The following is a 21,218-nucleotide window of genomic DNA, read 5'->3' as shown; positions in this document are numbered from 1 at the left end:
TCCTGCATATTGTGTGTTATCAGCTGTCACGCCCCCCCCCGACGTCTACACAAGGGGGGTCGTCGGCAGCGTCAGAGGGGTATAAGAGCCGGCCCCCGCGACCCGGGCGCGTCATCCGCACGGTGCCGCGGGTGGCCCCCGGTGGCCGTGTCATCCTCACCCGCCGCGAGCCCACGGTGACCCTGGACCGGGTGCAGTCCGGCGTCGGTGCGCTCACCGTGACCGCGGTCTGCTCACCTGCCGTCGGCGACCTCGTACTGGGCGCGGTGCACCAGCTGGGCGACGGCAGCTCCGGGGTGGTGAGCCGCACCGCGGGCATTCCGACGGCCCCGCCCCGCTCGCGCCGCCCGGTGCTCGAGGCTGGTCGCGGCGAGTTCGACCAGATCCGGGTCGACCTCCGGCAGACCCGGTTGCTGCGCCGGTTCGTCGTCTACGCGCAGTCGGCGTCGGAGTCCTCGCTGGCCTGGGGCGGCACCCTGCTGATTGCCACCCACGGCGGTTCCAGGGTGGAGATCCCGCTGGACCTGCCCGCCCACGACGGCCCGGTCGTCGTCGCCTCGGTCTACGTGGTGGACGGCGAGTTGGTGGTCCGCGCCGAGCTCGAGCCTGTACGGGGGCTGGTCCGCGACGTCGCGCAGGCCTACGGCTTCCGTGCCATCACCTGGGCCGACGCCCGCACCCCGGTGCTGTGAGCGCGCCCGCCCGGGCACTCCCGCTGCGGCACTTCGCGCACCTGGACCCTGCCGACGAGGCGCGACTCTTCCTGCACCCGCCCCAGCCGGTGGACCCCGCCGGCGACGCCGAGGTCCTTGCCCTGTCGCTGGGCGCCACGCTCTACCTGCCCGCCGACCGGCCGACCCTGGCCGGCGACGTCCGCCGGCAGCGCGCCGCGGGGGTGACCAGCGTCGTGCTCTGCCTCGAGGACGCGATCGCCGACGCCGACGTCGAGACCGCGCAGGCCAACCTCGTCCACCACGTCCGCGACCTGGCCGCCTACTCGGGTCTGCCGCTGGTCTTCGTCCGGGTCCGCCGCGCCGAGCAGGTGGGCGAGCTCGTCGACGCGCTGGGGGAGGCCGCCGCCGTCCTCACCGGTTTCGTGTTGCCCAAGTTCAGCGGCGCCACCGGCCCGGCGTTCCTGGACGCGGTGGGTGCTGCGTCGGCCCAGCTCGGTCGGTCGCTGCGGGTCATGCCCGTCGTTGAGTCCCCCGAGATGGCCCACGCCGAGACCCGGGTCGACGCGCTGGTGCAGGTGCGGGACCTGCTCGCCGACCACCGGGACGAGGTCCTCGCCGTCCGGATCGGCGCGACCGACCTGTCGGCCGCCTTCGGCCTGCGGCGGCGCCGCGAGCTGACCGTCTACGACGTGCGCGTCGTCGCCGACGCCATCGCTGACGTGGTGAACGTGCTGGGACGGGCCGACGGCACCGGCCACGTCGTCACCGGCCCGGTGTGGGAGTACTTCAACAGCCCCGACCGGGTGTTCAAGCCGCAGCTGCGCGAGACCCCGTTCCGGGAGCACGAGGAGCGACCGCTGCGGGCGAACCTGCTGGCCCGCGACCTGGACGGCCTCATCCGCGAGGTGGTGCTCGACCAGGCCAACGGCCTCAACGGCAAGACCGTCATCCACCCGACGCACGTGGCCGCCGTGCACGCCCTGTCGGTGGTGCCGCACGAGGAGCACGCCGACGCCCTCGACGTCCTCGGTACCGGTGCCGGCGGCGGGGTGGCCGCGTCGTCCTACCGGAACAAGATGAACGAGTCCAAGCCGCACCGGGCTTGGGCCCACAGGCTGGTGCAGCGGGCCCACGTGTTCGGCGTCGCCCGTCCCACGACATCCTTCGTCGACCTGCTGGGCGCCGGGATGCACCGGTGAGCGGCCCGGTCTGGACCGGGGAGTGGGTGCAGCGCGAGCTGGACGTCGCGGTCACCACCACCGGCGCTGCGGGGTCCCTGGACGTCGCCGACCTGGTGGGGATGGCCGTGCGGGTCAACCCGCGGCGGGCCCACCTGCTGGTCAGCCGGGTGCTCGGCAAGCACGTGCCGGCTGACCCCGACGTCGTCCGCGGCGCCGGGATGCTGCTCGGGCGGCTGGTCGCCGACCGGTTGGTCGGGGTGGACAGCGGTGTGGCCGCGACCGGCGGTGACCTGCTCGCCGCCGCCCTCCGCGGGGACGGCGCCGCCGCGGCCCAGCTGGTCGAGCTCACCCGGTGGACGGCGGACCGCGGCCGGTGCGACGTGCTCGTGCTCGGGTTCGCCGAGACCGCCACGGGCCTGGGGCACCTCGTTGCCGATGCCCTGGATGCCGACGTCCTGCACTCCACCCGGCGACCGGTCGGCATGACGCCGTTCGGCACCTTCGAGGAGGTGCACTCCCACGCGACCGGTCACCTGCTGCTGCCCGACGACCCGGCGCTGTTCGCGGGGGACCGGCCGATCGTGCTGGTCGACGACGAGCTTTCGACCGGGGCCACCGTGATGGACACCATCCGCGGACTCCAGGCCGTCGCCTTCCGACCGCGGTGGGTCGTCGCGAGCCTGGTCGACCTGCGCACCGGGGCCGCCCGCGACGAGCTCGACCGCTTCGCCGCCGACCTCGGGGTGCAGGTCGACGTCGTGGCCCTGGCCGGCGGGGTGGTCGGGCTGCCCGCCGACGTGCTGGCCCGGGGGACCGCGCTGGTCGCCCGGCGGACGGCTGCACTGGCGCCCGACCGGACCGGCCGCCACGGTGGCCCGGTGGTAGAGGTGCACGCTGACGTCCCCCGCGACGGCGGGCGGCACGGCTTCACCCCGGCGCACCGCCGAGTGCTGGACGCCGCACTGCCGCGGGTGGCCGAGCAGGCGCACCGGGCGTTGGGGTCGCCGGCCGGCCGGGTGTTGGTGCTGGGGACCGAGGAGCTGGTCCACCTGCCGGTGCGGGTGGCCGGGGAGCTTGCCCGGCGTGGCCTCGACGTCCGTGTCTCGAGCACCACCCGCTCGCCGGTCCTACCGATCGACGACCCGGGTTACGCCGTCCGAACCGCGCTGCGCTTCCCCAGCCACGATCGGCCGGCCGACGGGCCCGGGCCGCGGTTCGCCTACAACGTCGCGCCGGGTGCCGGGTCGACCTCGTTCGCCGCCGCCGTCCTCGTCGTCGACGACGTGTCCCACGACTGGGCGGACGACGACCCCGCTGCGCTGCCCGCCGTGCTGGCCGCGGCCGTCGACGGGCCGGTGGTGGTGCTCACCGTGCCCAGCCACCGGCCTCCGCCGCAGCCGCTGCGCGGACCGGACTTCGGCTCCTACGCGCCCGACGAGGTGGGGTGGCTGCTCACCGACCTCTCCGACGTCCCTCTGGAGGCCCCCGTGGAGGACCGCGAGCGGGCGATCCAGTCCGGGCGTGCGCACTATTCGGAGTCCCTGCCGGTGGAGTACCAGCCGGGGCCGGCCTACCTCGAGCTGTTCGAGCAGGCCCTGGCGACCTCGTCGGCGCGGCTGGCCGAGGCGGTCGGCGTGGTCACCGAGCGCGTGCTGGCCGGGCGGTCGCGTCCGCCGGTGCTGGTGTCGCTGGCCCGCGCTGGGACGCCGATCGGCGTGCTCATGCGCCGGTGGGCGGCTACCCAGGGCGTCGACGTGCCGCACCTGACCGTCTCCATCGTCCGCGACCGCGGGCTGGACCCGCGAGCCCTGGACCACCTGGCCGCTCACCACGACCCGGCCGACGTGGTCTTCGTCGACGGCTGGACCGGCAAGGGCGCGATCACTCGTGAGTTGCACGCCGCTGTGCAGGAGGTCGAGCAGGCGCGCCCCCGGGGCTTCCGCCCGGAGCTCGCCGTCGTCGCCGACCCGGGCGCGTGCACGGGTCTGTTCGGCACCCGGGAGGACTTCCTCATCCCCTCGGCGTGCCTGAACTCCACCGTCTCCGGGCTGGTCTCGCGCACCGTGCTGCGGGCGGACCTGGTCCCACCGGGCGGCTACCACGGGGCGAAGTTCTACCGGGAGCTCGCGCCGCAGGACGTGTCCGGCCGGTTCCTGGACACCGTGTCGGACTGCTTCGCCGCCGTCGTCGACGATGTGGCACGCACACTCGCCGTGCCGGTCGACCGCACCCCGACCTGGGCCGGCTGGACCGCGGTGGAGGAGGTGGCGGCCGGGTTCGGCATCACCGACCTGAACCTGGTCAAGCCTGGGGTGGGGGAGACCACCCGGGTGCTGCTGCGACGAGTGCCCTGGAAGGTCCTGGTGCGCCCGGACCGCACCGCAGAGCTGGCCCACGTGCTGCACTTGGCGCGCGACCGCGGGGTCGAGGTGGAGACCCGGGAGGGCATGCCGTTCTCCTGCATCGGCGTCATCCGGCCCGGCGGCGAGGTCGCGTGAGGGGCGGGGTGCTCATCGCCACAGACCTGGACCGCACGCTGGTGTACTCCTTGGCCGCAGCTGGGGAGCCTCGTCCCGGCGAGCCAGGGTGGGTGGTCGTCGAGCACCTGGACGGTCGGGCGATCTCGCACATGTCCGTCCTGGGGGCCGGGCGGTACGAGGCGCTGGCCCGCCGCTGGCCGGTCATCCCGGTGACCACCCGGACACCGGCCCAACTGGCCCGCATCCGGCTGCCCGGCCCGCCGGCCCGGCACGCGGTGGCGGCCAACGGTGCCGTGCTGCTGGAGGACGGCGAGGCCGACCCCGCATGGGCGGAGAGCGTGGCGGCCGCCCTCACCAACGTCGCCCCGCTGGCCGAGGCCCAGGAGGCGCTGGCCCGTGCGTGTACCGGAGACCCCACGGCCCGCCGGCACACCGTGCCCGGCCTGTTCTGCTATGCGGTCGTGGACCGACCGGCGTTCACCGACGAGCGCCTCGACGCCTTGCGCGCCTGGGGCGCGTCAGCTGGGTGGGGGGTGTCGCTGCAGGGACGCAAGCTCTACCTGGTCCCTGTGGTGCTTGCCAAGTCCGCGGCGGTCGCCGAGGTGGCGCGGCGGACCGGGGCCACGACCGTGCTCGCCGCGGGGGACTCGTTGCTGGACACCGACCTGCTGGAGTTCGCGCACCTGGCCGTCCGGCCCGGGCACGGCGAGCTCGCCGACCGCGGCTGGACCCGGCCGCACGTCACCGCGCTGACCGCCACGGGAATCCGGGCCGGGGAAGAAGTGCTCGCCTGGTTCAGCGCGCGGGCCGCGGAGGTGACGGCTACCGGCGCTGGGTGACCGGGCGGGGGCGGTTGCCCCCCGGGCAGGATGGTCCTCGACCCCTCGAGGAAGGTTCAACCCATGGATGCTGCCGCACTGCGCGAGATGCAGGCCCCGATCAAGCAGAGGTACAAGGACGACCCAGCCGCCGCGCTGGCGCACCTGCACGCCGCGGGTGACTTCCGGGACGAGGGCATCACCGCGACCATCGACACCTGGTCGGGCCCGCAGCGCGCCGGGTTCCACGAGACCACCGGCGGCGACGGCTCGGACGCCTGCTCCGGCGACATGCTGCTGCAGGCCCTGCTCGGCTGCTCCGGCGTGACCCTGCGCAGCGTGGCTACGGCGATGAGCATCGACATCCGAAGCGCGAAGCTCACCGCCCGCGGGGACATGGACGCCCGAGGCACCCTCGGCGTCTCCCGCGACGTCCCGGTCGGCATGACCGGCATCGAGGTCGTCATGGAGATCGACACCGACGCCGACGACGAGAAGCTGGCCACCCTGGCCAAGCTGACCGAGCGGTACTGCGTGGTGGCCCAGACCCTCAAGGTGCCGCCGACGATGACGATCCGCCGCGCCTGACCGCGACGGAAGGAGCCCCGCACCTCAGCTCGAGGTGCGGGGCTCCTGTCGTGCCGGGGACCTAGTCGAGCGCCAGCTCCGCGCAGACCACGCACCCGGGGGTGCGGCGCTGGTCGGGCCAGATGGCGGCCCCCTCGATGCGGGCCACCTCCCGCCCGCAGAGGGCGTAGACGATCTCGGAGGGTCCGGGTTCGCAGGCGTGCCAGGGGCCGCTGGAGTCCACGATCGGCGTCCCGCTGACGCCGTTCCAGAGCACCTGCACGGCGGCCTGGCCGCAGACGAAGGTCTCCTGGCTCAGGACCGAGTGCCGGCCGCGTCGCTGTGTCGAGGTCACGCAGCGACCATGGCAGCTCCACACAGGGTCACCGGGTCGACAGACCGCACGCGGCGTAACGACACAGTCACGTTCGGCCAACCTGACCCTTGGTCCCCAATCGCCCCACCGATTGGTCACCTGGGCCCGATTCGTCCAGCGACATCTGCCTGCTGCCCCGTTCGGCACCCCAGTCCACTTGTCGACATGTGTGGTCGTGGCAGGACACGCTCATCGCCACATGAACCCCACCCGCCACTTCTGGCACACCTGGGCCCGCGGTTCGAACCCGCAGTAGCGCGGAGGCGTGGTAGTCGGGCAGACTGTCCCGAGCACTCCGCTCCACCCGTTCGAGCTACGCACCGCCATCACCGAGTCAGGTCCGTTGGGGAAGACGAGACCCGTCTTGATCCGATGGAGGTGCACTGTGCAACGACGGTCTACGCAGGGTGTTGTCTTCGTGCACGCGTGCCCGAAGGCTCTCTGCCAGCACGTCGACTGGGCCCTCGAGCGGGTCATCGGCGGGCCGGTGAGTTTGTCCTGGGCTGAACAGCCCGCGCAGCACGGTGCCTACCGTGCCGAGGTCGCCTGGACCGGAGCCACCGGGACCGGTGCGAAGCTCGTCGCTGCCCTCAAGGCGTGGCCGATGCTGCGCTTCGAGGTGACCGAGGAGCCCAGCCAGGGCAACGACGGCGAGCGCATGGCCTACGTGCCCGGGCACGGCGTCTTCCGCGCACCCATGTCCGCCAACGGCGACCTGGTGGTGACCGAGCAGCAGCTCCGCCACCTGGCCGCCACGGCCGGCTCCGGTGAGGCCTTCCGGCACGGCGTCGACGAGCTCCTGGGCGCGGCCTGGGACGACGACCTCGAGGTCTACCGCCACGCCGGCGACGGCGCCCCCATCAGCTGGCTGCACCAGGTTGTCTAGGCCTGTCGGGTAGCCCCTCCGTCTGGGTCCGCGTCGTCCCCCCCTGACCCCGGAGGCGGCCCCACCCCAGACCAGTACGCACCGCGGCCCGGCACCTACCAGGGTGCCGGGCCGCAGTGCTGTTCCCGTCAGCAGCTGTTGATCATCGCGATCCGCAGGCGGGACACGCCGGCGGGCGGCGCGTCCCACCTGCAGGTGACGATGATCAACTGTAGGGAGGGCGCCCTCAGAGCGGGATGTTGCCGTGGGCGCCGCGGCCCGCGGGGGCGGCGGCCAGGGCGGCCACCAGGCGCTTGCGGGTCTGCGCCGGCTCGACGACGTCGTCCACGACACCGATCTCGCGGGCCCGGGCCACGCCGCCGGCGATCCGCTCGTGCTCCAGCGCGAGCTGGGCGTGCAGCGCCTCCCGCTCACCCGGCTGCGCCGCGGCCAGCTTCTTGCGGTGCAGGATGCCGACCGCGGCCTTGGCGCCCATGACGGCCACCTCGGCGCCCGGCCAGGCGTAGACGGCGGTGGCGCCCAGCGAGCGGGCGTTCATCGCGATGTAGGCACCGCCGTAGGACTTCCGGGTCACCAGGGTCACCCGCGGCACGACCGCCTCGGCGAAGGCGTGCAGCAGCTTGGCGCCGCGGCGCACGACGCCGTCCCACTCCTGGCCGACGCCGGGCAGGTACCCGGGGACGTCGACCAACACGACCAGCGGGACGCCGAACGCGTCGCACATGCGCACGAAGCGGGCCGCCTTCTCCGCCGAGGGGGAGTCCAGGCAGCCACCCAGGCGCAGCGGGTTGTTGGCCACCACGCCCACGGTGCGGCCGGCCAGCCGGCCCAGCGCGGTGATCACGTTGGGGGCGTACCGGCTCTGCAGCTCCAGCGGCGGGCCGTCGAGCAGCGCGGTGATCATCGGCTTGACGTCGTAGGCGCGCTGCTTGGCCTCGGGCAGCATCGCGGCCAGGTCGACGTCGGCCTCGCCCTCGGTGCCGGCGAAGGTGCCCTGCGCGGCGAGCAGGTCCACCGCCTCGCGGGCGGTGTCCAGCGCGCTCTGCTCGGTGTCGGTGACGATGTGCACCACGCCCGAGCGGCGGCCGTGGGTGTCCGGCCCCCCGAGGGCCTCCATGTCGACCTGCTCGCCGGTGACCGAGCGGACGACGTCCGGACCGGTGACGAACACCCGGCCCAACGGACCCATGACGACCAGGTCGGTGAGCGCCGGGCCGTAGGCCGCGCCACCGGCGGCCGGGCCGAGCACGACCGAGATCTGCGGGATCCGGCCCGAGGCCCGGATCATCCCGGCGAAGACCTCGCCGACGGCGTGCAGCGCGGTGACGCCCTCGGCCAGCCGGGCGCCGCCGGAGTGCCAGATGCCGACGACCGGGACGTGCTCGCGCAGTGCGGTGTCGATGGCGTCGACGATGTGCCGGCAGCCGTCCACCCCCATCGCCCCGCCCATGATCGTGGCGTCGGTGCAGTAGGCGATCGCCGGGGAGCCCTGCACCTGACCGCGCGCGGCCAGCGCACCGGAGGTGTCCCGGGGCATCAGCAGCTGCATCGTGCCCGGGTCGAAGAACCGGGCGAGCCGGTCCTCGGGGTCGCGCGGGTCCGGCTCGACCGCGGTCGGGGCGGGGTGGACGGTGGTCATGGCGACCTCCAGGTCGGGTGCAGCAGGAGGACGGGATCAGGCGGTGGGGAAGACCAGCGCCATGTTGTGGCCGCCGAAGCCGAACGAGTCGTTGAGCGCGGCGGAGAAGGTGGCCTTGCGCGGCTCGCCGCGGACGATGTCCAGCTTCTGGACCGCGGCGGCGTCGTCCAGCTGCTCGATGTTCTGCGTGCCCGGGATGACCTGGTCGCGCAGCGCCAGCAGGCAGAACACCGACTCCAGCGCACCGGCCGCGCCGAGCAGGTGCCCGGTCTGGCTCTTGGTCGCCGCGACCGCGGCGTGGTCGCCGATGGACTCAAGGATCGCGGCGGCCTCGGCGATGTCGCCGACCGGGGTGGAGGTGGCGTGCGCGTTGACGTGGCCGATGTCGGCGGCGGTCAGGCCGGCGTCGCGCAGCGCAGCACCGATGGCGCGCTGGGCGCCCTCGCCCTCGGGGTGCGGGGCGACCAGGTCGTAGCCGTCGGAGGTGCCGCCGGCGCCGGCCACCCGGCCGTAGACCTTGGCGCCGCGCGCCTTGGCGGCGTCCGCGCGCTCGAGGACCAGGCAGGCGGCACCCTCGGCCAGGATGAAGCCGTCGCGGCCGGCGTCGAAGGGGCGGGAGGCGTGCTCGGGGTCGTCGTTGCGGGTGCTCATCGCGCGCATGGAGGCGAAGCCGGCCATGGGCAGCGGGTGCACGCAGGCCTCGGCGCCGCCGACCAGCACCACGTCGGCGCGGTCCAGGCGGAGCATGTCCAGGCCCCAGCGGATCGCCTCGGCACCGGACGCGCAGGCGCTCACCGGGGCGTGCACGCCACCGCGGGCGGCGATCGCCAGGCCGACGGCCGCGGCGGGGCCGTTGGGCATGAGCATGGGGATGGTGAAGGGGGAGACCCGCTTGGGGCCCTTCTCCTCCAGGATGTCGTCCTGGCCGAGCAGGGTCAGCGCGCCGCCGATGCCGGTGCCGATGACGACGGCGACCCGCAGCGAGTCGTAGCCGGCGTCGCCCGCGCCGGAGTCGGCCCAGGCCTCCTCGGCGGCGACCACGGCGACCTGCTGGCTGCGGTCCAGCCGGCGGGAGCGGACCCGGTCGATCTTCTCGGCGGGCTCCTCCGCCAGCCGGGCGACGAGCTGGGCCGGGAACGGCTGGACCCACTCGTCGGTGATGCGGGTGACCCCGGACCGGCCGGCCAGCAGGGCGTCCCAGGTGGAGGGGACGTCGGCCCCGAGGGGCGTGGTCGCACCGAGACCGGTGACGACGACGTCGCCGTTGTTGAAGTTCACGTTCTTTCCTCCTGGGACAGGTGAGCGGATGGAACGGCCTCGTCGCAGGGCCCCAGGACGTGCGGAGCACGTCCTGGGGGGCGACGAGGTCCTTCTACTGGTGCTTCTCGATGAAGCTGATGGCGTCGCCGACGGTCTTGATGCCGCCGAGCTCGTCGTCGGGGATGGCCACGCCGAACTTGTCCTCGACGGCGGTGGCGATCTCGACCATGGACAGGGAGTCGACGTCCAGGTCCTCGGTGAAGGACTTCTCGGGGGTGGCGTCGGCGGGTGCGACGCCGGCGACCTCTTCCAGGATCTCGGCGAGGCCGGACTGGATCTCGGCGGTGCTGGCCACGGGGGCTCCTCTTCGTCTTCGGGTCAGGGGGTCGTGCGGCCGGGCGGCGGGGCCGCCCGGGGTTCAGGGGAGCCGGACGACCTGTCCAGCGAAGGTGAGCCCGGCGCCGTACCCGAGCAGCAGCGCGAGGTCGCCGCTCTTGGCCTCGCCGGACTCGAGCAGGGCGGAGATCGCCAGCGGGACCGAGGCCGAGGACGTGTTGCCGGCCTGGACGACGTCGCGGGCGATCACGGTGGACTCGGGCAGCTTCAGCCGCTTGGCCATCAGCTCGATGATCCGCAGGTTGGCCTGGTGCGGGGCGAAGACGTCGATGTCCGCGGCGGTCACGCCGGCGCGGTCCATCGCCTCCTGCAGGGTGTCGGTGAGCTTGGTGGTGGCCCAGCGGTAGACCGCCTGGCCGGCCATCGTCAGGTTGCCGGCGTCGGGCTCGCCGGGGGCCGGGATGGAGATGGCGTCGCGCTGGTCGCCGTCGCTGCCCCAGACCACCGGGCCGATGCCGGGCTCGTCGGAGGGACCCAGCACCATCGCGCCGGCGCCGTCGGCGAAGATCACCGCGGTGGAGCGGTCGGTCATGTCCACCACGTCGGTGAGCTTCTCGACGCCGACGACCAGGACGTTGCGGGCCGAGCCGGCGCGGATGGCGTCCGAGGCGGCCGCGAGGGCGTAGCAGAACCCGGCGCAGCCGGCGTTGACGTCGAAGCCGCCGGGCCGGGGGATGCCCAGCCGGTAGGCGACCTCGGGGCCGGCGCCGGGGATCTGGGTGGGCAGGCTGCAGCTGGCCACGACCACCAGGTCGACGTCCTCGGGGGACAGCCCGCTGGCCGCCAGCGCCTTGCCGCCGGCGGCCACCGACATCTCCACGACGGTCTCGTCGGGCTCGGCCCAGCGGCGCTCGGCGATGCCGACCCGGCTCTGGATCCACTCGTCGTTGGTGTCCATGCTCTGCGCGAGCTCGTCGTTGGTGACCCGCCGGCGGGGGCGGTAGGCCCCGACGCCGAGGATCTGCGCGCCGGCGGGACCGGTCGGCAGGGTGATGGCGCTCATGCGGAGACCTCCGGGTAGAGACGGGCCAGCGGGTCGCCGGCGTCGACCAGGTCGCCCTCGGCGACCAGCCACTCGGCCAGGACGCCGGCGTACCCGGCGGCCACGTCGACGGTCTCCCGACGGCCGGTGACGGTGGCGAGCTTGGCGCCGGCGGGCAGCGCGGTGCCCTCCTCGATGGCCACCGGGGAGATGGAGCCGCGGGCGGGGGAGACCACCACGCGCCAGTCGGGCTGGTACTCGGCCTCGGCGCGGCCGCGCTCGGCGGCGATCAGCTCGCGTGCCCGGTCGAGGTCGGCCGGGCTGCTGATGGCCAGCACCTCGACGTCGTGGACGCCCTTCCAGTCGCGCTTGGCCAGACCGGCCAGCGCGCCGGCCGGGGGCAGCTCGATCACCGCGGTGACCCCCAGGCCGCGCAGGGTGTCCAGGCAGGCGTCGAAGCGGACCGGGCTGGTGACCTGGCTGACCAGCCGGTTCAGCACCCCGGCGCCGGTCTCGACCGCGGAGCCGTCCTTGTTGGAGATCAGCAGGCGGGAGGGCTGCGCGGGCCGCAGGCCACCGATCAGGCCCTCGAGCTCGGTGCGGGCCGAGGCCATGTAGTCGGTGTGGAAGGCGCCGGCCACCGACAGCGGCATGACCCGGGCCTTCGCCGGCGGGGCGGCCTTCAGCGCGGCCAGTCCCTCCAGCGACCCGGCGGCGACCACCTGACCGGCGCCGTTGACGTTGGCGGGGGTGAGGCCGTGGGTCTCGATCGCGGCCAGCACCTCGGCGGGGTCGCCGCCCAGGACGGCGGACATCCCGGTGGGCGTCTGCGCGCAGGCCCGGGCCATGGCGCGGCCGCGGACCGCGGTCAGCGCGATGGCCGCCTCGATCGACAGCACCCCGGCCAGCACGGCGGCGGTGAGCTCGCCGACGCTGTGCCCGGCGATGACGACGTCCCGTCCGGTCTGCGGCGTGTGCGCCACCGGTCCGGGCAGCCCACCGAGCTCGCGGGCGACGAACAGCGACATCGCGACCACCAGCGGCTGGGTGACCGCGGTGTCCTTGATCGCCTCGGCGTCCCCGGTGGTGCCCAGCGTCAGGAGGTCGGCGTCGGCGACCGCACCGGCCCAGCGGAAGAAGGACTCGGCGCCGGGCAGCTCCAACCAGTCGGTGAGCATCCCGGGCTTCTGGGCCCCTTGACCGGGGGCGAGGACGGCGAGCACGTGGCCCACGGTGCCAGTCGCGGGCTCCTCGTGGGCGGTCGAGGCCCACGAAGAACACCGGTGATCTTCAGTAGGGTTCCTACAAATCTGTGAGCCGTGGTGCGGTGTGCCACAGCTCAGGACCAGAGGGAGCGTCCACCGTCCAGGGCGGACAGCGCCAACGCCACCTGCAGCGTCCAGCCGCCCCGGGGGTCGGTGGCCGACAGCCCGGTGAGCTCGGTGGCCCGCTTGAGGCGGTACCGGACGGTGTTGGGGTGCACGAACAACGCCCGCGCGCTGGCCTCCAGGTTGCCGCCGCTGGCCAGCACCGCCCGGACGGTGTCGGGGACCCCGCCGCCGGCGGCCTCCAGCGGCTGGGCGACCCGTTCGGCCAGGGCCGTGCGGGCCAGCGGGTCGCCGTCCAGGGCGCGCTCGGCGAGCAGGTCGTCGGCGGCCACCGGGCGGGGCGCGCCGGGCCAGGCGACGGCCGCCCGCAGCCCGGCGAGGGCCTCGGCGGCGGAGTCGCCGGCCTGCGCGAGGGAGTCCACGGCCGGGCCGACGACGACCGGCCCGGGACCGAACTCCCGGGACACCCGCTGCACCACCGGGTCGAGGTCCGGCAGCCCGCCGAGGACGACGACCAGCTGGTCGGCGTGCACCCCGACCAGCACCTCGGCGCGCAGCGAGCGGGCCGCCCGGCGCACCGCGGAGTGCAGGTCGTCGACGTCGGGTGCGGTGCGCCCGACCAGCACGAGCACCGGCGCCGTGGTCGCCCAGCCCAGCGCGGCGGTCCGGCCGGGGAGCTCGTCGGAGCGCTCGCCGCGGACCAGCGCGTCGACCACCAGGGCCTCCAGCCGGGCGTCCCAGGCGCCGCGGCTCTCGGCGTAGCTGGCGTAGACGTGCGCCGTGGCGAAGGCGACCTCCCGGCTGTACTGCAGGACGGCGAGCCGCAGCACGTCGGCCTCGCCGGGACCGACCACCTGGCTCAGCCGGTCCTCGACGACCTCGACGGTCACCTTGATCAGGTCGACGGTCTGCTTGAGCGGGACGGCGCGGACCAGCTCGCGGGGCGCGGCGCCGAACACCTCGCCGGTGAGCCGGGGCGGCCGCCCCGGGTGCCGGCACCACTCGACCAGCGACGCGATCCCGGCCTGGGCGACCAGCGTGACCCAGGACCGCTGGTCGGCCGGCATCGCCCGGAACCAGGGCAGCGTGTCGTCCATCCGGGCGACCGCCTGGGTGGCCAGCGACCCGGACGCGCGCTCCAACCGCCGGAGCGTCGCCTCGGAGGGTCCCGCCGTGGTCACGTGGTCAGCCTGTCATGGGGCAGGCTGACCACGTGACGACGGCGCAGCGGGTGCACCCGATCGGGGTCCGCCTGCTGCCGGTCGCCGCGTGTGCGCTGGTCGTCGTCCTGCTGGGGGTGGGGGTGGCCACCGGTTGGGCCCCGCAGCTCCGGCTGGACGACGCGGTCAGCCGGGCGCTCTACGCCGGCGACGACCGGTCCCGCACGGTGTCCGTGGTGCTGGAGGTGCTCACCGCCCCGGGGTTGTCGGCGTTCCGCTTCCTGGTGTTCCTGCCGGTCGTCGTCCTGCTGCTGCGGGCGCGCCGGTGGGTGGCCGCCGCGTGGGTGACCGTGTCGGTGGTCGGGGTGGGGGTGGCGAACTCCGGGCTCAAGGAGCTCGTCGGCCGGGTGCGACCGGGCTTCGCCGAGGGCGGGGCGCAGGTGGACTCGCTGTCGTTCCCCAGCGGCCACTCCGCCGGCATCGCCTGCCTGGTGACCACGGCGCTGGTGCTGGCCTGGCCCGGCCTCTCCCGCGCGGGCCGCCGGTGGTGGACGCTGGCGGGCGTGGCAGCGGTCGTGGTCGTCGGCTCCACCCGGATGCTGCTGGGTGTGCACTACCTGTCCGACGTGGTGGCCGGCTGGGCGTTCGGCGTCGGCTGGACGCTGCTGGTCGTCGGCGTGGCCCGGGGGGTGCGGTGGACGACGGCCTGAGCTCCCGCCCCCTGGTCGAGCCCACCGACGGCTCCGGCGGACCCCTGCTGCGGATCGCCGAGGACCGGCTGATGCCCGGGGCCGGCTACGGCGCGCACCACCACGCCGACGTCGACGTGGTGGCCGTCGTCCTGGCCGGGTCGCTGGCGCACAACTGGGGNGCGGGCGACGCTGCGGGCCGGGGACGTCGGCGTGTTGCGGGCGGGCACGGGGCTGGTGCACGACGAGGTGGCCGGCGCCGACGGCGCGCACGTGCTGCAGACCTACCTGCGCACCCGGTCGCCGGGCCAGGAACCCGGACACCGGACGGTGCGCTGGGCAGCCGGGCTGGGTCGCGGCTGGGTCGACCTCGGCCGCCCGGACGCCCGGCTCTGGGTGGCCCGGGTGCAGGCCGACGACACCGTCGCGGTGCCGCCGGGCCTGCGGGTGGTGGCCACCCGGCAGCGGGTCTGGGCCGGCCCGCTGCCCACGCAGGGCGAGGGCCGGGTGACCGGGCCGGCGACGGTGTGCGTCTGGCAGCTGGACCGGGCCCGCCCGCTGTGGGCGGTCGACTAGCCCGCGAGTGCGCGGTAGCGGGGGAGCAGCTCGCCGAACGCGGCGTCCCAGTCGTGCCCGACGCCGGCCAGCCGGGCGGCGAGGGCGTCCAGGTGGGCGTGCCAGCCGGCGCCGTAGCCGGGCGCCTGGTCGGTGCGCAGCAGGCGGTGGACCAGCGTGAGCTCGGTGCCGCCCTCGACCGCGACCAGGTCGTACCGGACGACGGACCGGTCCTCGCCCGGGTAGTGCCAGCCGTGCTCCAGGGTGCGCGGCGGGTCCCAGGTCAGCACGGTGCCGGTGGTCAGCGAGTCCTCGCCGTCGAACTCGATGCGGACGGCGCCGCCGACCCGGGGCTCGATCGTGGCCGGGGCGAGCCAGACGGCCAGGTCGGCGGACTCGGTGAGCGCTGCCCACACCCGTTCCGGGCTGGCCGGGAGCACCCGGACGAAGGTGACGGTGCGCCGGCCGTCGGCGATCGCGGAGAAGGTGCCGGTCATGTCGGGTCTCCCTCGGTGAGGTGGTCGGCCAGCCGGTCGAGGGCCGCCGTCCAGTGGCTGCGGTAGCGGTCGACCCAGGCGTCGACCTCGGTGAGCGGTGCGGCGTCGAGCCGGTAGACCCGGCGCTGGCCCTCGACCCGCACCCGGACCAGCCCGGCCTCGCGGAGCACCCGCAGGTGCCGGGACAGGGCGGGCTGGGTGAGGGCCGGGGCGGCCTGCCCCAGGTCGCCGGCGCTCCGCTCACCGCCGGCCAGCAGGTCGAGGACGGCGCGGCGGGTCGGGTCGGCCAGCACGGTGAACACGTCCACCCGTCGACCATATGAGGGGCAGTGCATATACGTCAAGGGTGATGAGCAGGTGGGGGAGACTGACCCGATGACCGACGACACCGCGCTGCTCGCCGCCGCCCGAGCCGATGCCGACCGCACCGTCGACCTGCGTCGCCGGCTGCACCGCCGTCCCGAGGTGGGGCTGCAGCTGCCCGAGACCCAGGCGATGGTGCTGGAGGCGTTCGCCGACCTGCCGGTGGAGGTGACGACCGGGCGGTCGACGTCCTCGGTGGTCGGGGTGCTGCGGGGTGCCCGGCCGGGGCCGACCTACCTGCTGCGCGGGGACATGGACGCGCTGCCGCTGCAGGAGGACACCGGTCTCGACTTCGCCTCCGAGATCCCCGGCGCGATGCACGCCTGCGGGCACGACACCCACGTGGCCATGCTGCTGGGCGCCGCGCGGCTGCTGGCCGACCGCCGCGACGAGCTCGCCGGGCAGGTCGTGTTCATGGTGCAGCCGGGGGAGGAGGGCCACCACGGCGCGCGGTTCATGCTCGAGGAGGGGTTGCTGGACGCCGTCCCGGAGGCGCCGGTGAGCGGGGCGTTCGCGCTGCACATCAGCACGTCGTTCCCGACCGGGACGATCAACGTGCGGCCCGGCCCGATGATGGCCGCGGCCGACCACTTCCGGATCACGATGCGCGGCGCCGGCGGGCACGCCTCGACCCCGCACGTGACCGCCGACCCGGTCCCGGTCGCCGCGGAGATCGTGCTGGCGCTGCAGTCGATGGTCACCCGCCGGGTCGACGTCTTCGACCCCGCCGTGGTCACCGTCGGGCACATCAGCGCCGGGACGACGAACAACATCATCCCGGCGACCGCGTTCCTCGAGGGCACCATCCGGACCCTGTCCGCAGAGCGCCGGGCCGACGTGGTCGCCCGGGTGCAGCGGGTCGCCGAGCACGTCGCGGCCGCGCACGAGCTGGTGGCGGAGTTCGAGCGGGTCGAGGGCTACCCGGTGACCGTCAACGACGCCGTCGTCGCCGGCCAGGTGGAGTCCGTCGCCGCCGGGCTGCTCGGTCCGGCGATGAGCCTGCCGATGGTCGACCCGCTGATGGGCGCCGAGGACTTCTCCTACGTGCTGGAGCGGGTGCCCGGCGCGATGGCCTTCCTCGGCGCCTGCCCGCCGGACCTGGTGCCCGACCAGTCCCCGGGCAACCACTCGAACCTGGTCGTCTTCGACGAGGCCGCCCTGCCGGCAGGTGTCGCGATGTACACCGCGATGGCCCTCGCCGCCCTCACCCCCTAGCCGTCGGCCGCGGCTTGGATCAGCTGGGTTCACGACCGTGCGTCCTGGCTCACCGGCGCCGGTGAGCCAGGACGCACGCTGGTGCCCTCGGCGGTCCCGCCGACCCGGGGCCGGAGCCGGAGCCCGCCGTTGCGCTGCTCGACCCGGTACCGACGGGGTCCCGGCGGCGGGTTGGCGATGAGGTGCCGCAGTCGGGCGATCTTGGCCGGGAACGGGTCGAACAGGTCCGCCGGCTTGACCCGCACCCCGCGCAGGTCGAGGTCCACGAGGTCGTCGTGCCGGCACTTCTCCGCCCACACCGCCTCGGCGGGCGTACGCCCGTTCCACGGCTCGCTGACCTTGACCCTGCCGTCGCCCTCGGCGAAGGCGGCGGGCTCGACCCACAGCATGTCCAGCACGCCGACCAGTCGCCGTCCCCGGTAGACCGCGACCTGCAGCACCGGCTCCGGCAGCCCGGCCGCGACGAAGGCCAGTCGCGTGCGGGTCTCGTGCGGGGAGTGCGCGCCCACCCGGGCCAAGCCGAAGGCGCGCGCCATCCGCCCGGCCCGGGGCCAGTGCCGGTGGCGCAGCGCCGTCGCCGTCAGGTCGGCGGGGGTCAACCGACCGTCGGCCAGGACGTCGTCCACGGCGACGACCGTGTCCACGACATCCCACTCCCGACCGACGTCGGCCAGGGTGCGGGCGAGGGTGGTCACCGGTAGCCCGCCGATGGTGGTGACGTCCTCCGGCGGCAGTGAGGCCCGGCGGACGCGGTAGCCGCGGCCGCGGCGGAACTGCTCGGCATCGGTGAGCTCGACCTCGGTGGACACGTCTGCCGGGAGCACGAGCCCGTGCAACCGGGCGGCCGAGGAGTGGCTCAGCACCGACCCCGTGCGGCCGAGGCGGAGCACGACCGCGGCGGCCTCGAGGTGGTGCGTCTCGCCCTTGGCGGCGTAGGCCCACCAGGTGTCGTGGTCGGTGTAGACGCCGTAGCGCACGGGGTGCCAGGCGCCGGTCCGCACCTCGGCCGCGATCGCGTGCCGGTCGTGGCCGGCGGCGCGGGCGTCCGCTGTCGCGAAGACGTCGCCGTGCCGGGCCATGGCAGCGGTGAGCAGGGGATCCACGGGCCGACTGTGGCCTGTGCCCGGCCCCGGGGGGAGGACCGCGACGGATCTGTGGATGGGGCCGCGGCCTGTGGATCATCGGGCCCGGAACGCAAGAGTCCGTCCTGGCTCACCGGCGTCGGTGAGCCAGGACGAACTCTGCTGAACCCAGCTGATCCAAGCCCAGGGGCTAGGTGGCGGGGGTGTCCTGGGTCAGGTCGACCGGCGCCTTCGACGGGTCGGTGATCTGGTACTTCTCCACCGCCTGGGCGACGACGGAGCGCTCGATCTCGCCCCGCTTGGCCAGCTCGCCCAGCACCCGGACGACGATCGACTCGGCGTCCACCCGGAAGTGCCGGCGCAGCGCCGGACGGGTGTCGGACAGGCCGAACCCGTCGGTGCCCAGCGACACCAGACCCGGCACGTACGGGGCCAGCAGGTCCGGCACCGCCCGCATCCAGTCCGACACCGCGACCAGCGGGCCGGGGGCGTCGGAGAGCGCGCGGGTCACGTAGGGCACCCGCGGCTCCTCGGCCGGGTTGTCCAGGTTCCACTCGTCGGCCTGGACCGCCTCGCGGCGCAGCTCGGTCCAGGAGGTCACCGACCAGATGTCGGCCGAGACGCCCCAGTCGGCGGCCAGCAGCTCCTGCGCCCGCATCGCCCACGGCACGCCGACGCCCGACGCGAGGATCTGCGCCTTCTTGGCGTCGTCGATCCACGGGCCCTGGTTGAGCCGGTAGATGCCGGCCAGCAGACCCTGCACGTCCAGGTCCTCGGGCTCGGCCGGCTGCTGGTAGGCCTCGTTGTAGATCGTCAGGTAGTAGAAGACGTCGGCGCTGCGCGAGCCGCCCAGCGGCGCACCCGGGTCCTCGCCGTACATCCGGGCCAGGGCGTCCTTGACGATGTGCCCCAGCTCGTAGCTGAACGCGGGGTCGTAGGACACCACGGCCGGGTTGGTGGCGGCCAGCAGGAGGGAGTGCCCGTCCTCGTGCTGCAGGCCCTCGCCGTTGAGCGTCGTCCGACCGGCGGTGGCGCCCAGGGCGAACCCGCGGGTCATCTGGTCGGCGGCGGCCCAGAAGGCGTCACCGGTCCGCTGGAACCCGAACATCGAGTAGAAGATGTAGATCGGGATCATCGGCTCGCCGTGCGTGGAGTACGACGTCCCGACCGCGGTGAACGACGCGGTGGAGCCGGCCTCGTTGATCCCCTCGTGCAGGATCGTGCCGGTCGTCGACTCCTTGTAGGCCAGCATCAGCTCGCGGTCGACCGCGGTGTAGGTCTGGCCGTGCGGGGAGTAGATCTTCGACGTCGGGAACAGCGAGTCCATGCCGAAGGTGCGGGCCTCGTCGGGGATGACCGGCACGAAGCGCGGGCCGAGCTCCTTGTCCTTGAGGAACTCCTTGAGCAGCCGGACGAACGCCATGGTGGTGGCGACCTCCTGCTTGCCCGAGCCGCGCTTGAGCACGTCGAACGCCTTCTCCTCCGGCGCCTTGAGCGGCTTGGCCGCCACGTGCCGCCGGGGCACCGCACCGCCGAGGGCCTGGCGCCGCTCCAGCATGTACTTCATCTCGTCGGAGTCCGGGTCCGGCTTGTAGTACGGCGGGAGGTACTTGTCCTCCAGCGCGGAGTCCGGGATGTCCAGGTAGAGCCGGTCGCGGAAGGTGGCGAGGTCCTCGGCGGTCAGCTTCTTCATCTGGTGCGTGGAGTTGCGGCCCTCGAAGTGGCTGCCCAGCGTCCAGCCCTTGATGGTCTTGGCCAGGATGACCGTCGGCTGGCCCTTGTGGTCCATCGCGGCCTTGTAGGCGGCGTAGACCTTCCGGTAGTCGTGGCCACCGCGCTGCAGCGCCCAGACCTCGTCGTCGGTCATGCCCTCGACCAGCTTGCGGGTGCGCGGGTCACGGCCGAAGAAGTGCTCGCGGACGTAGGCGCCGTCCTCGGCCTTGTAGGTCTGGTAGTCGCCGTCCGGCGTGGTGTTCATCAGGTTGACCAGCGCGCCGTCGCGGTCGGCGGCCAGCAGCTTGTCCCAGCCGCGGCCCCAGACGACCTTGATGACGTTCCAGCCGGCGCCGCGGAAGAAGCTCTCCAGCTCCTGGATGACCTTGCCGTTGCCGCGCACCGGGCCGTCGAGGCGCTGCAGGTTGCAGTTGACGACGAAGGTGAGGTTGTCCAGCTCCTCGCGGGCGGCCAGGCCGATCGCGCCGAGCGACTCGGGCTCGTCCATCTCGCCGTCGCCGAGGAAGGCCCAGACGTGCTGGTCGGAGGTGTCCTTGATGCCGCGGTCGTGCAGGTAGCGGTTGAACCGGGCCTGGTAGATCGCGTTGATCGGGCCCAGGCCCATCGACACGGTCGGGAACTCCCAGAAGTCCGACATCAGCCGGGGGTGCGGGTAGGAGGACAGCCCGCCGCCGGGGTGGCTGACCTCCTGGCGGAACCCGTCCATCTGGTGCTCGGTCAGCCGGCCCTCGAGGAAGGCGCGGGCGTAGATGCCGGGGGAGGCGTGGCCCTGGAACCAGATCTGGTCGCCGCCGCCGGGGTGGTCCTTGCCGCGGAAGAAGTGGTTGAAGCCCACCTCGTACAGCGACGCCGAGGAGGCGTAGGACGAGATGTGGCCGCCGACGCCGACGCCGGGCCGCTGCGCGCGGTGCACCATGATCGCGGCGTTCCAGCGGATGTAGGCGCGGATGCGCCGCTCCACGTGCTCGTCGCCGGGGAACCACGGCTCCCGCTCGGGGGCGATGGTGTTGATGTAGTCGGTGCTGCGCAGGGCGGGGACGCCGACCTGCTGCTCGCGGCTGCGCTCCAGCATGCGGAGCATGAGGTAGCGGGCGCGGCCCTTGCCGGCGTGGTCGACGACGGCGTCGAAGGACTCCAGCCACTCACCGGTCTCGTCGGGGTCGTTGTCGATCAACTGGCTCGGCAGGCCGTCGGTGATGACCGCGCGGGGGGTGCCGGACTCTCGGGCGGGGTCTCCGTCCGACTGCTGCGTGGCGCTCATGGGGACATCGTCTCCTGCCGCCCCCGCCGACGTCACGCCGCCTCACGTTCTGGTCGTGGAGTTCGCCGGTCGGGA

20 protein-coding genes are annotated in these 21,218 nt (G+C 74.1%); 9 read left to right on the top strand and 11 right to left on the bottom strand.

The genetic code is table 11. The features are described from left to right. Window positions 1–131 precede the first annotated feature (131 nt). From LFA75_RS02430 to LFA75_RS02410, 5 genes are all read left to right on the top strand, one after another. The gene (locus LFA75_RS02430; RefSeq protein WP_225232177.1) at window positions 132–692 is read left to right on the top strand and encodes a hypothetical protein; all 561 of its coding nucleotides are present in this window, start codon (window positions 132–134) and stop codon (window positions 690–692) included. Beyond that, on the top strand, window positions 689–1,873 hold the full coding sequence (locus tag LFA75_RS02425; RefSeq protein WP_225232176.1) for an HpcH/HpaI aldolase/citrate lyase family protein: 1,185 nt from the start codon (window positions 689–691) through the stop codon (window positions 1,871–1,873). The genes LFA75_RS02430 and LFA75_RS02425 overlap by 4 nt, the downstream gene beginning before the upstream one ends. Then, window positions 1,870–4,353, top strand: a complete 2,484-nt coding sequence (locus LFA75_RS02420) for a phosphoribosyltransferase (protein WP_225232175.1) — start codon at window positions 1,870–1,872, stop codon at window positions 4,351–4,353. The genes LFA75_RS02425 and LFA75_RS02420 overlap by 4 nt, the downstream gene beginning before the upstream one ends. Window positions 4,354–4,361: 8 nt before the next feature. After that, a complete protein-coding gene (locus LFA75_RS02415) occupies window positions 4,362–5,174 on the top strand; it encodes a Cof-type HAD-IIB family hydrolase (protein ID WP_225232174.1) in 813 nt (270 codons plus the stop codon). 63 nt (window positions 5,175–5,237) lie between these two features. After that, window positions 5,238–5,741, top strand: a complete 504-nt coding sequence (locus tag LFA75_RS02410; RefSeq protein ID WP_225232173.1) for an OsmC family protein — start codon at window positions 5,238–5,240, stop codon at window positions 5,739–5,741. A 61-nt stretch (window positions 5,742–5,802) separates the two neighbouring features. Here LFA75_RS02410 and LFA75_RS02405 read toward each other — a convergent pair whose 3' ends face one another. Continuing rightward, window positions 5,803–6,075, bottom strand: a complete 273-nt coding sequence (locus tag LFA75_RS02405; RefSeq protein WP_225232172.1) for a hypothetical protein — start codon at window positions 6,073–6,075, stop codon at window positions 5,803–5,805. A 286-nt stretch (window positions 6,076–6,361) separates the two neighbouring features. On the opposite strand from LFA75_RS02405, the gene LFA75_RS02400 reads away from it, so the two are divergent. After that, on the top strand, window positions 6,362–6,982 hold the full coding sequence (locus tag LFA75_RS02400) for a DUF3145 domain-containing protein (RefSeq protein WP_318249957.1): 621 nt from the start codon (window positions 6,362–6,364) through the stop codon (window positions 6,980–6,982). A 226-nt stretch (window positions 6,983–7,208) separates the two neighbouring features. Here LFA75_RS02400 and LFA75_RS02395 read toward each other — a convergent pair whose 3' ends face one another. From LFA75_RS02395 to LFA75_RS02370, 6 genes are all read right to left on the bottom strand, one after another. Next, on the bottom strand, window positions 7,209–8,621 hold the full coding sequence (locus tag LFA75_RS02395; protein WP_225232170.1) for an acyl-CoA carboxylase subunit beta: 1,413 nt from the start codon (window positions 8,619–8,621) through the stop codon (window positions 7,209–7,211). Window positions 8,622–8,657: 36 nt separating this feature from the next. Beyond that, a complete protein-coding gene (locus tag LFA75_RS02390; protein ID WP_225232169.1) occupies window positions 8,658–9,899 on the bottom strand; it encodes a beta-ketoacyl-[acyl-carrier-protein] synthase family protein in 1,242 nt (413 codons plus the stop codon). Between the two features lie 94 nt (window positions 9,900–9,993). Next, a complete protein-coding gene (locus LFA75_RS02385) occupies window positions 9,994–10,236 on the bottom strand; it encodes an acyl carrier protein (protein ID WP_225232168.1) in 243 nt (80 codons plus the stop codon). A 63-nt stretch (window positions 10,237–10,299) separates the two neighbouring features. Then, complete coding sequence (locus tag LFA75_RS02380) at window positions 10,300–11,280, bottom strand: beta-ketoacyl-ACP synthase III (protein WP_225232167.1); 981 nt, start codon at window positions 11,278–11,280, stop codon at window positions 10,300–10,302. Further along, window positions 11,277–12,482, bottom strand: coding sequence for an acyltransferase domain-containing protein (locus LFA75_RS02375; RefSeq protein WP_225232166.1), 1,206 nt, complete (start codon window positions 12,480–12,482; stop codon window positions 11,277–11,279). Before LFA75_RS02375 ends, LFA75_RS02380 begins: the two co-directional genes overlap by 4 nt. A gap of 116 nt (window positions 12,483–12,598) precedes the next feature. Further along, complete coding sequence (locus tag LFA75_RS02370; protein WP_225232165.1) at window positions 12,599–13,768, bottom strand: PucR family transcriptional regulator; 1,170 nt, start codon at window positions 13,766–13,768, stop codon at window positions 12,599–12,601. Window positions 13,769–13,800: 32 nt separating this feature from the next. Between LFA75_RS02370 and LFA75_RS02365 the strand changes: the two genes are divergently transcribed. Both LFA75_RS02365 and LFA75_RS02360 read left to right on the top strand, forming a co-directional pair. Then, a complete protein-coding gene (locus LFA75_RS02365) occupies window positions 13,801–14,457 on the top strand; it encodes a phosphatase PAP2 family protein (protein ID WP_225232164.1) in 657 nt (218 codons plus the stop codon). Window positions 14,458–14,649: 192 nt separating this feature from the next. Continuing rightward, window positions 14,650–15,012 carry a hypothetical protein gene (locus LFA75_RS02360; protein WP_225232163.1) on the top strand — a complete coding sequence of 121 codons (363 nt, stop codon included), beginning with the start codon at window positions 14,650–14,652 and terminating at the stop codon, window positions 15,010–15,012. On the opposite strand, the gene LFA75_RS02355 is transcribed toward LFA75_RS02360, so the two are convergent. Both LFA75_RS02355 and LFA75_RS02350 read right to left on the bottom strand, forming a co-directional pair. Beyond that, a complete protein-coding gene (locus tag LFA75_RS02355; protein WP_225232162.1) occupies window positions 15,009–15,488 on the bottom strand; it encodes an SRPBCC family protein in 480 nt (159 codons plus the stop codon). The two genes, LFA75_RS02360 and LFA75_RS02355, sit on opposite strands and share 4 nt — an antisense overlap. Continuing rightward, window positions 15,485–15,796 (bottom strand): ArsR/SmtB family transcription factor, encoded by a 312-nt coding sequence (locus LFA75_RS02350; RefSeq protein WP_225232161.1) that lies wholly within the window; start codon window positions 15,794–15,796, stop codon window positions 15,485–15,487. Before LFA75_RS02350 ends, LFA75_RS02355 begins: the two co-directional genes overlap by 4 nt. Window positions 15,797–15,863: 67 nt before the next feature. Here LFA75_RS02350 and LFA75_RS02345 point away from each other — a divergent pair, with 67 nt between their 5' ends. Continuing rightward, on the top strand, window positions 15,864–17,066 hold the full coding sequence (locus LFA75_RS02345; RefSeq protein WP_225232160.1) for a M20 metallopeptidase family protein: 1,203 nt from the start codon (window positions 15,864–15,866) through the stop codon (window positions 17,064–17,066). A 29-nt stretch (window positions 17,067–17,095) separates the two neighbouring features. On the opposite strand, the gene LFA75_RS02340 is transcribed toward LFA75_RS02345, so the two are convergent. Continuing rightward, the gene (locus tag LFA75_RS02340; RefSeq protein ID WP_225232159.1) at window positions 17,096–18,169 is read right to left on the bottom strand and encodes a type IV toxin-antitoxin system AbiEi family antitoxin domain-containing protein; all 1,074 of its coding nucleotides are present in this window, start codon (window positions 18,167–18,169) and stop codon (window positions 17,096–17,098) included. A 169-nt stretch (window positions 18,170–18,338) separates the two neighbouring features. Then, window positions 18,339–21,143: a pyruvate dehydrogenase (acetyl-transferring), homodimeric type gene (aceE, locus tag LFA75_RS02335; protein WP_225232158.1), complete on the bottom strand. Its 2,805-nt coding sequence runs from the start codon at window positions 21,141–21,143 to the stop codon at window positions 18,339–18,341. Between the last annotated feature and the right edge of the window lie 75 nt (window positions 21,144–21,218).

The organism is Klenkia terrae, from assembly GCF_900491935.1.
Lineage (GTDB): Bacteria > Actinomycetota > Actinomycetes > Mycobacteriales > Geodermatophilaceae > Klenkia > Klenkia terrae.
This window is presented reverse-complemented; position numbering and strand designations above follow the sequence as displayed.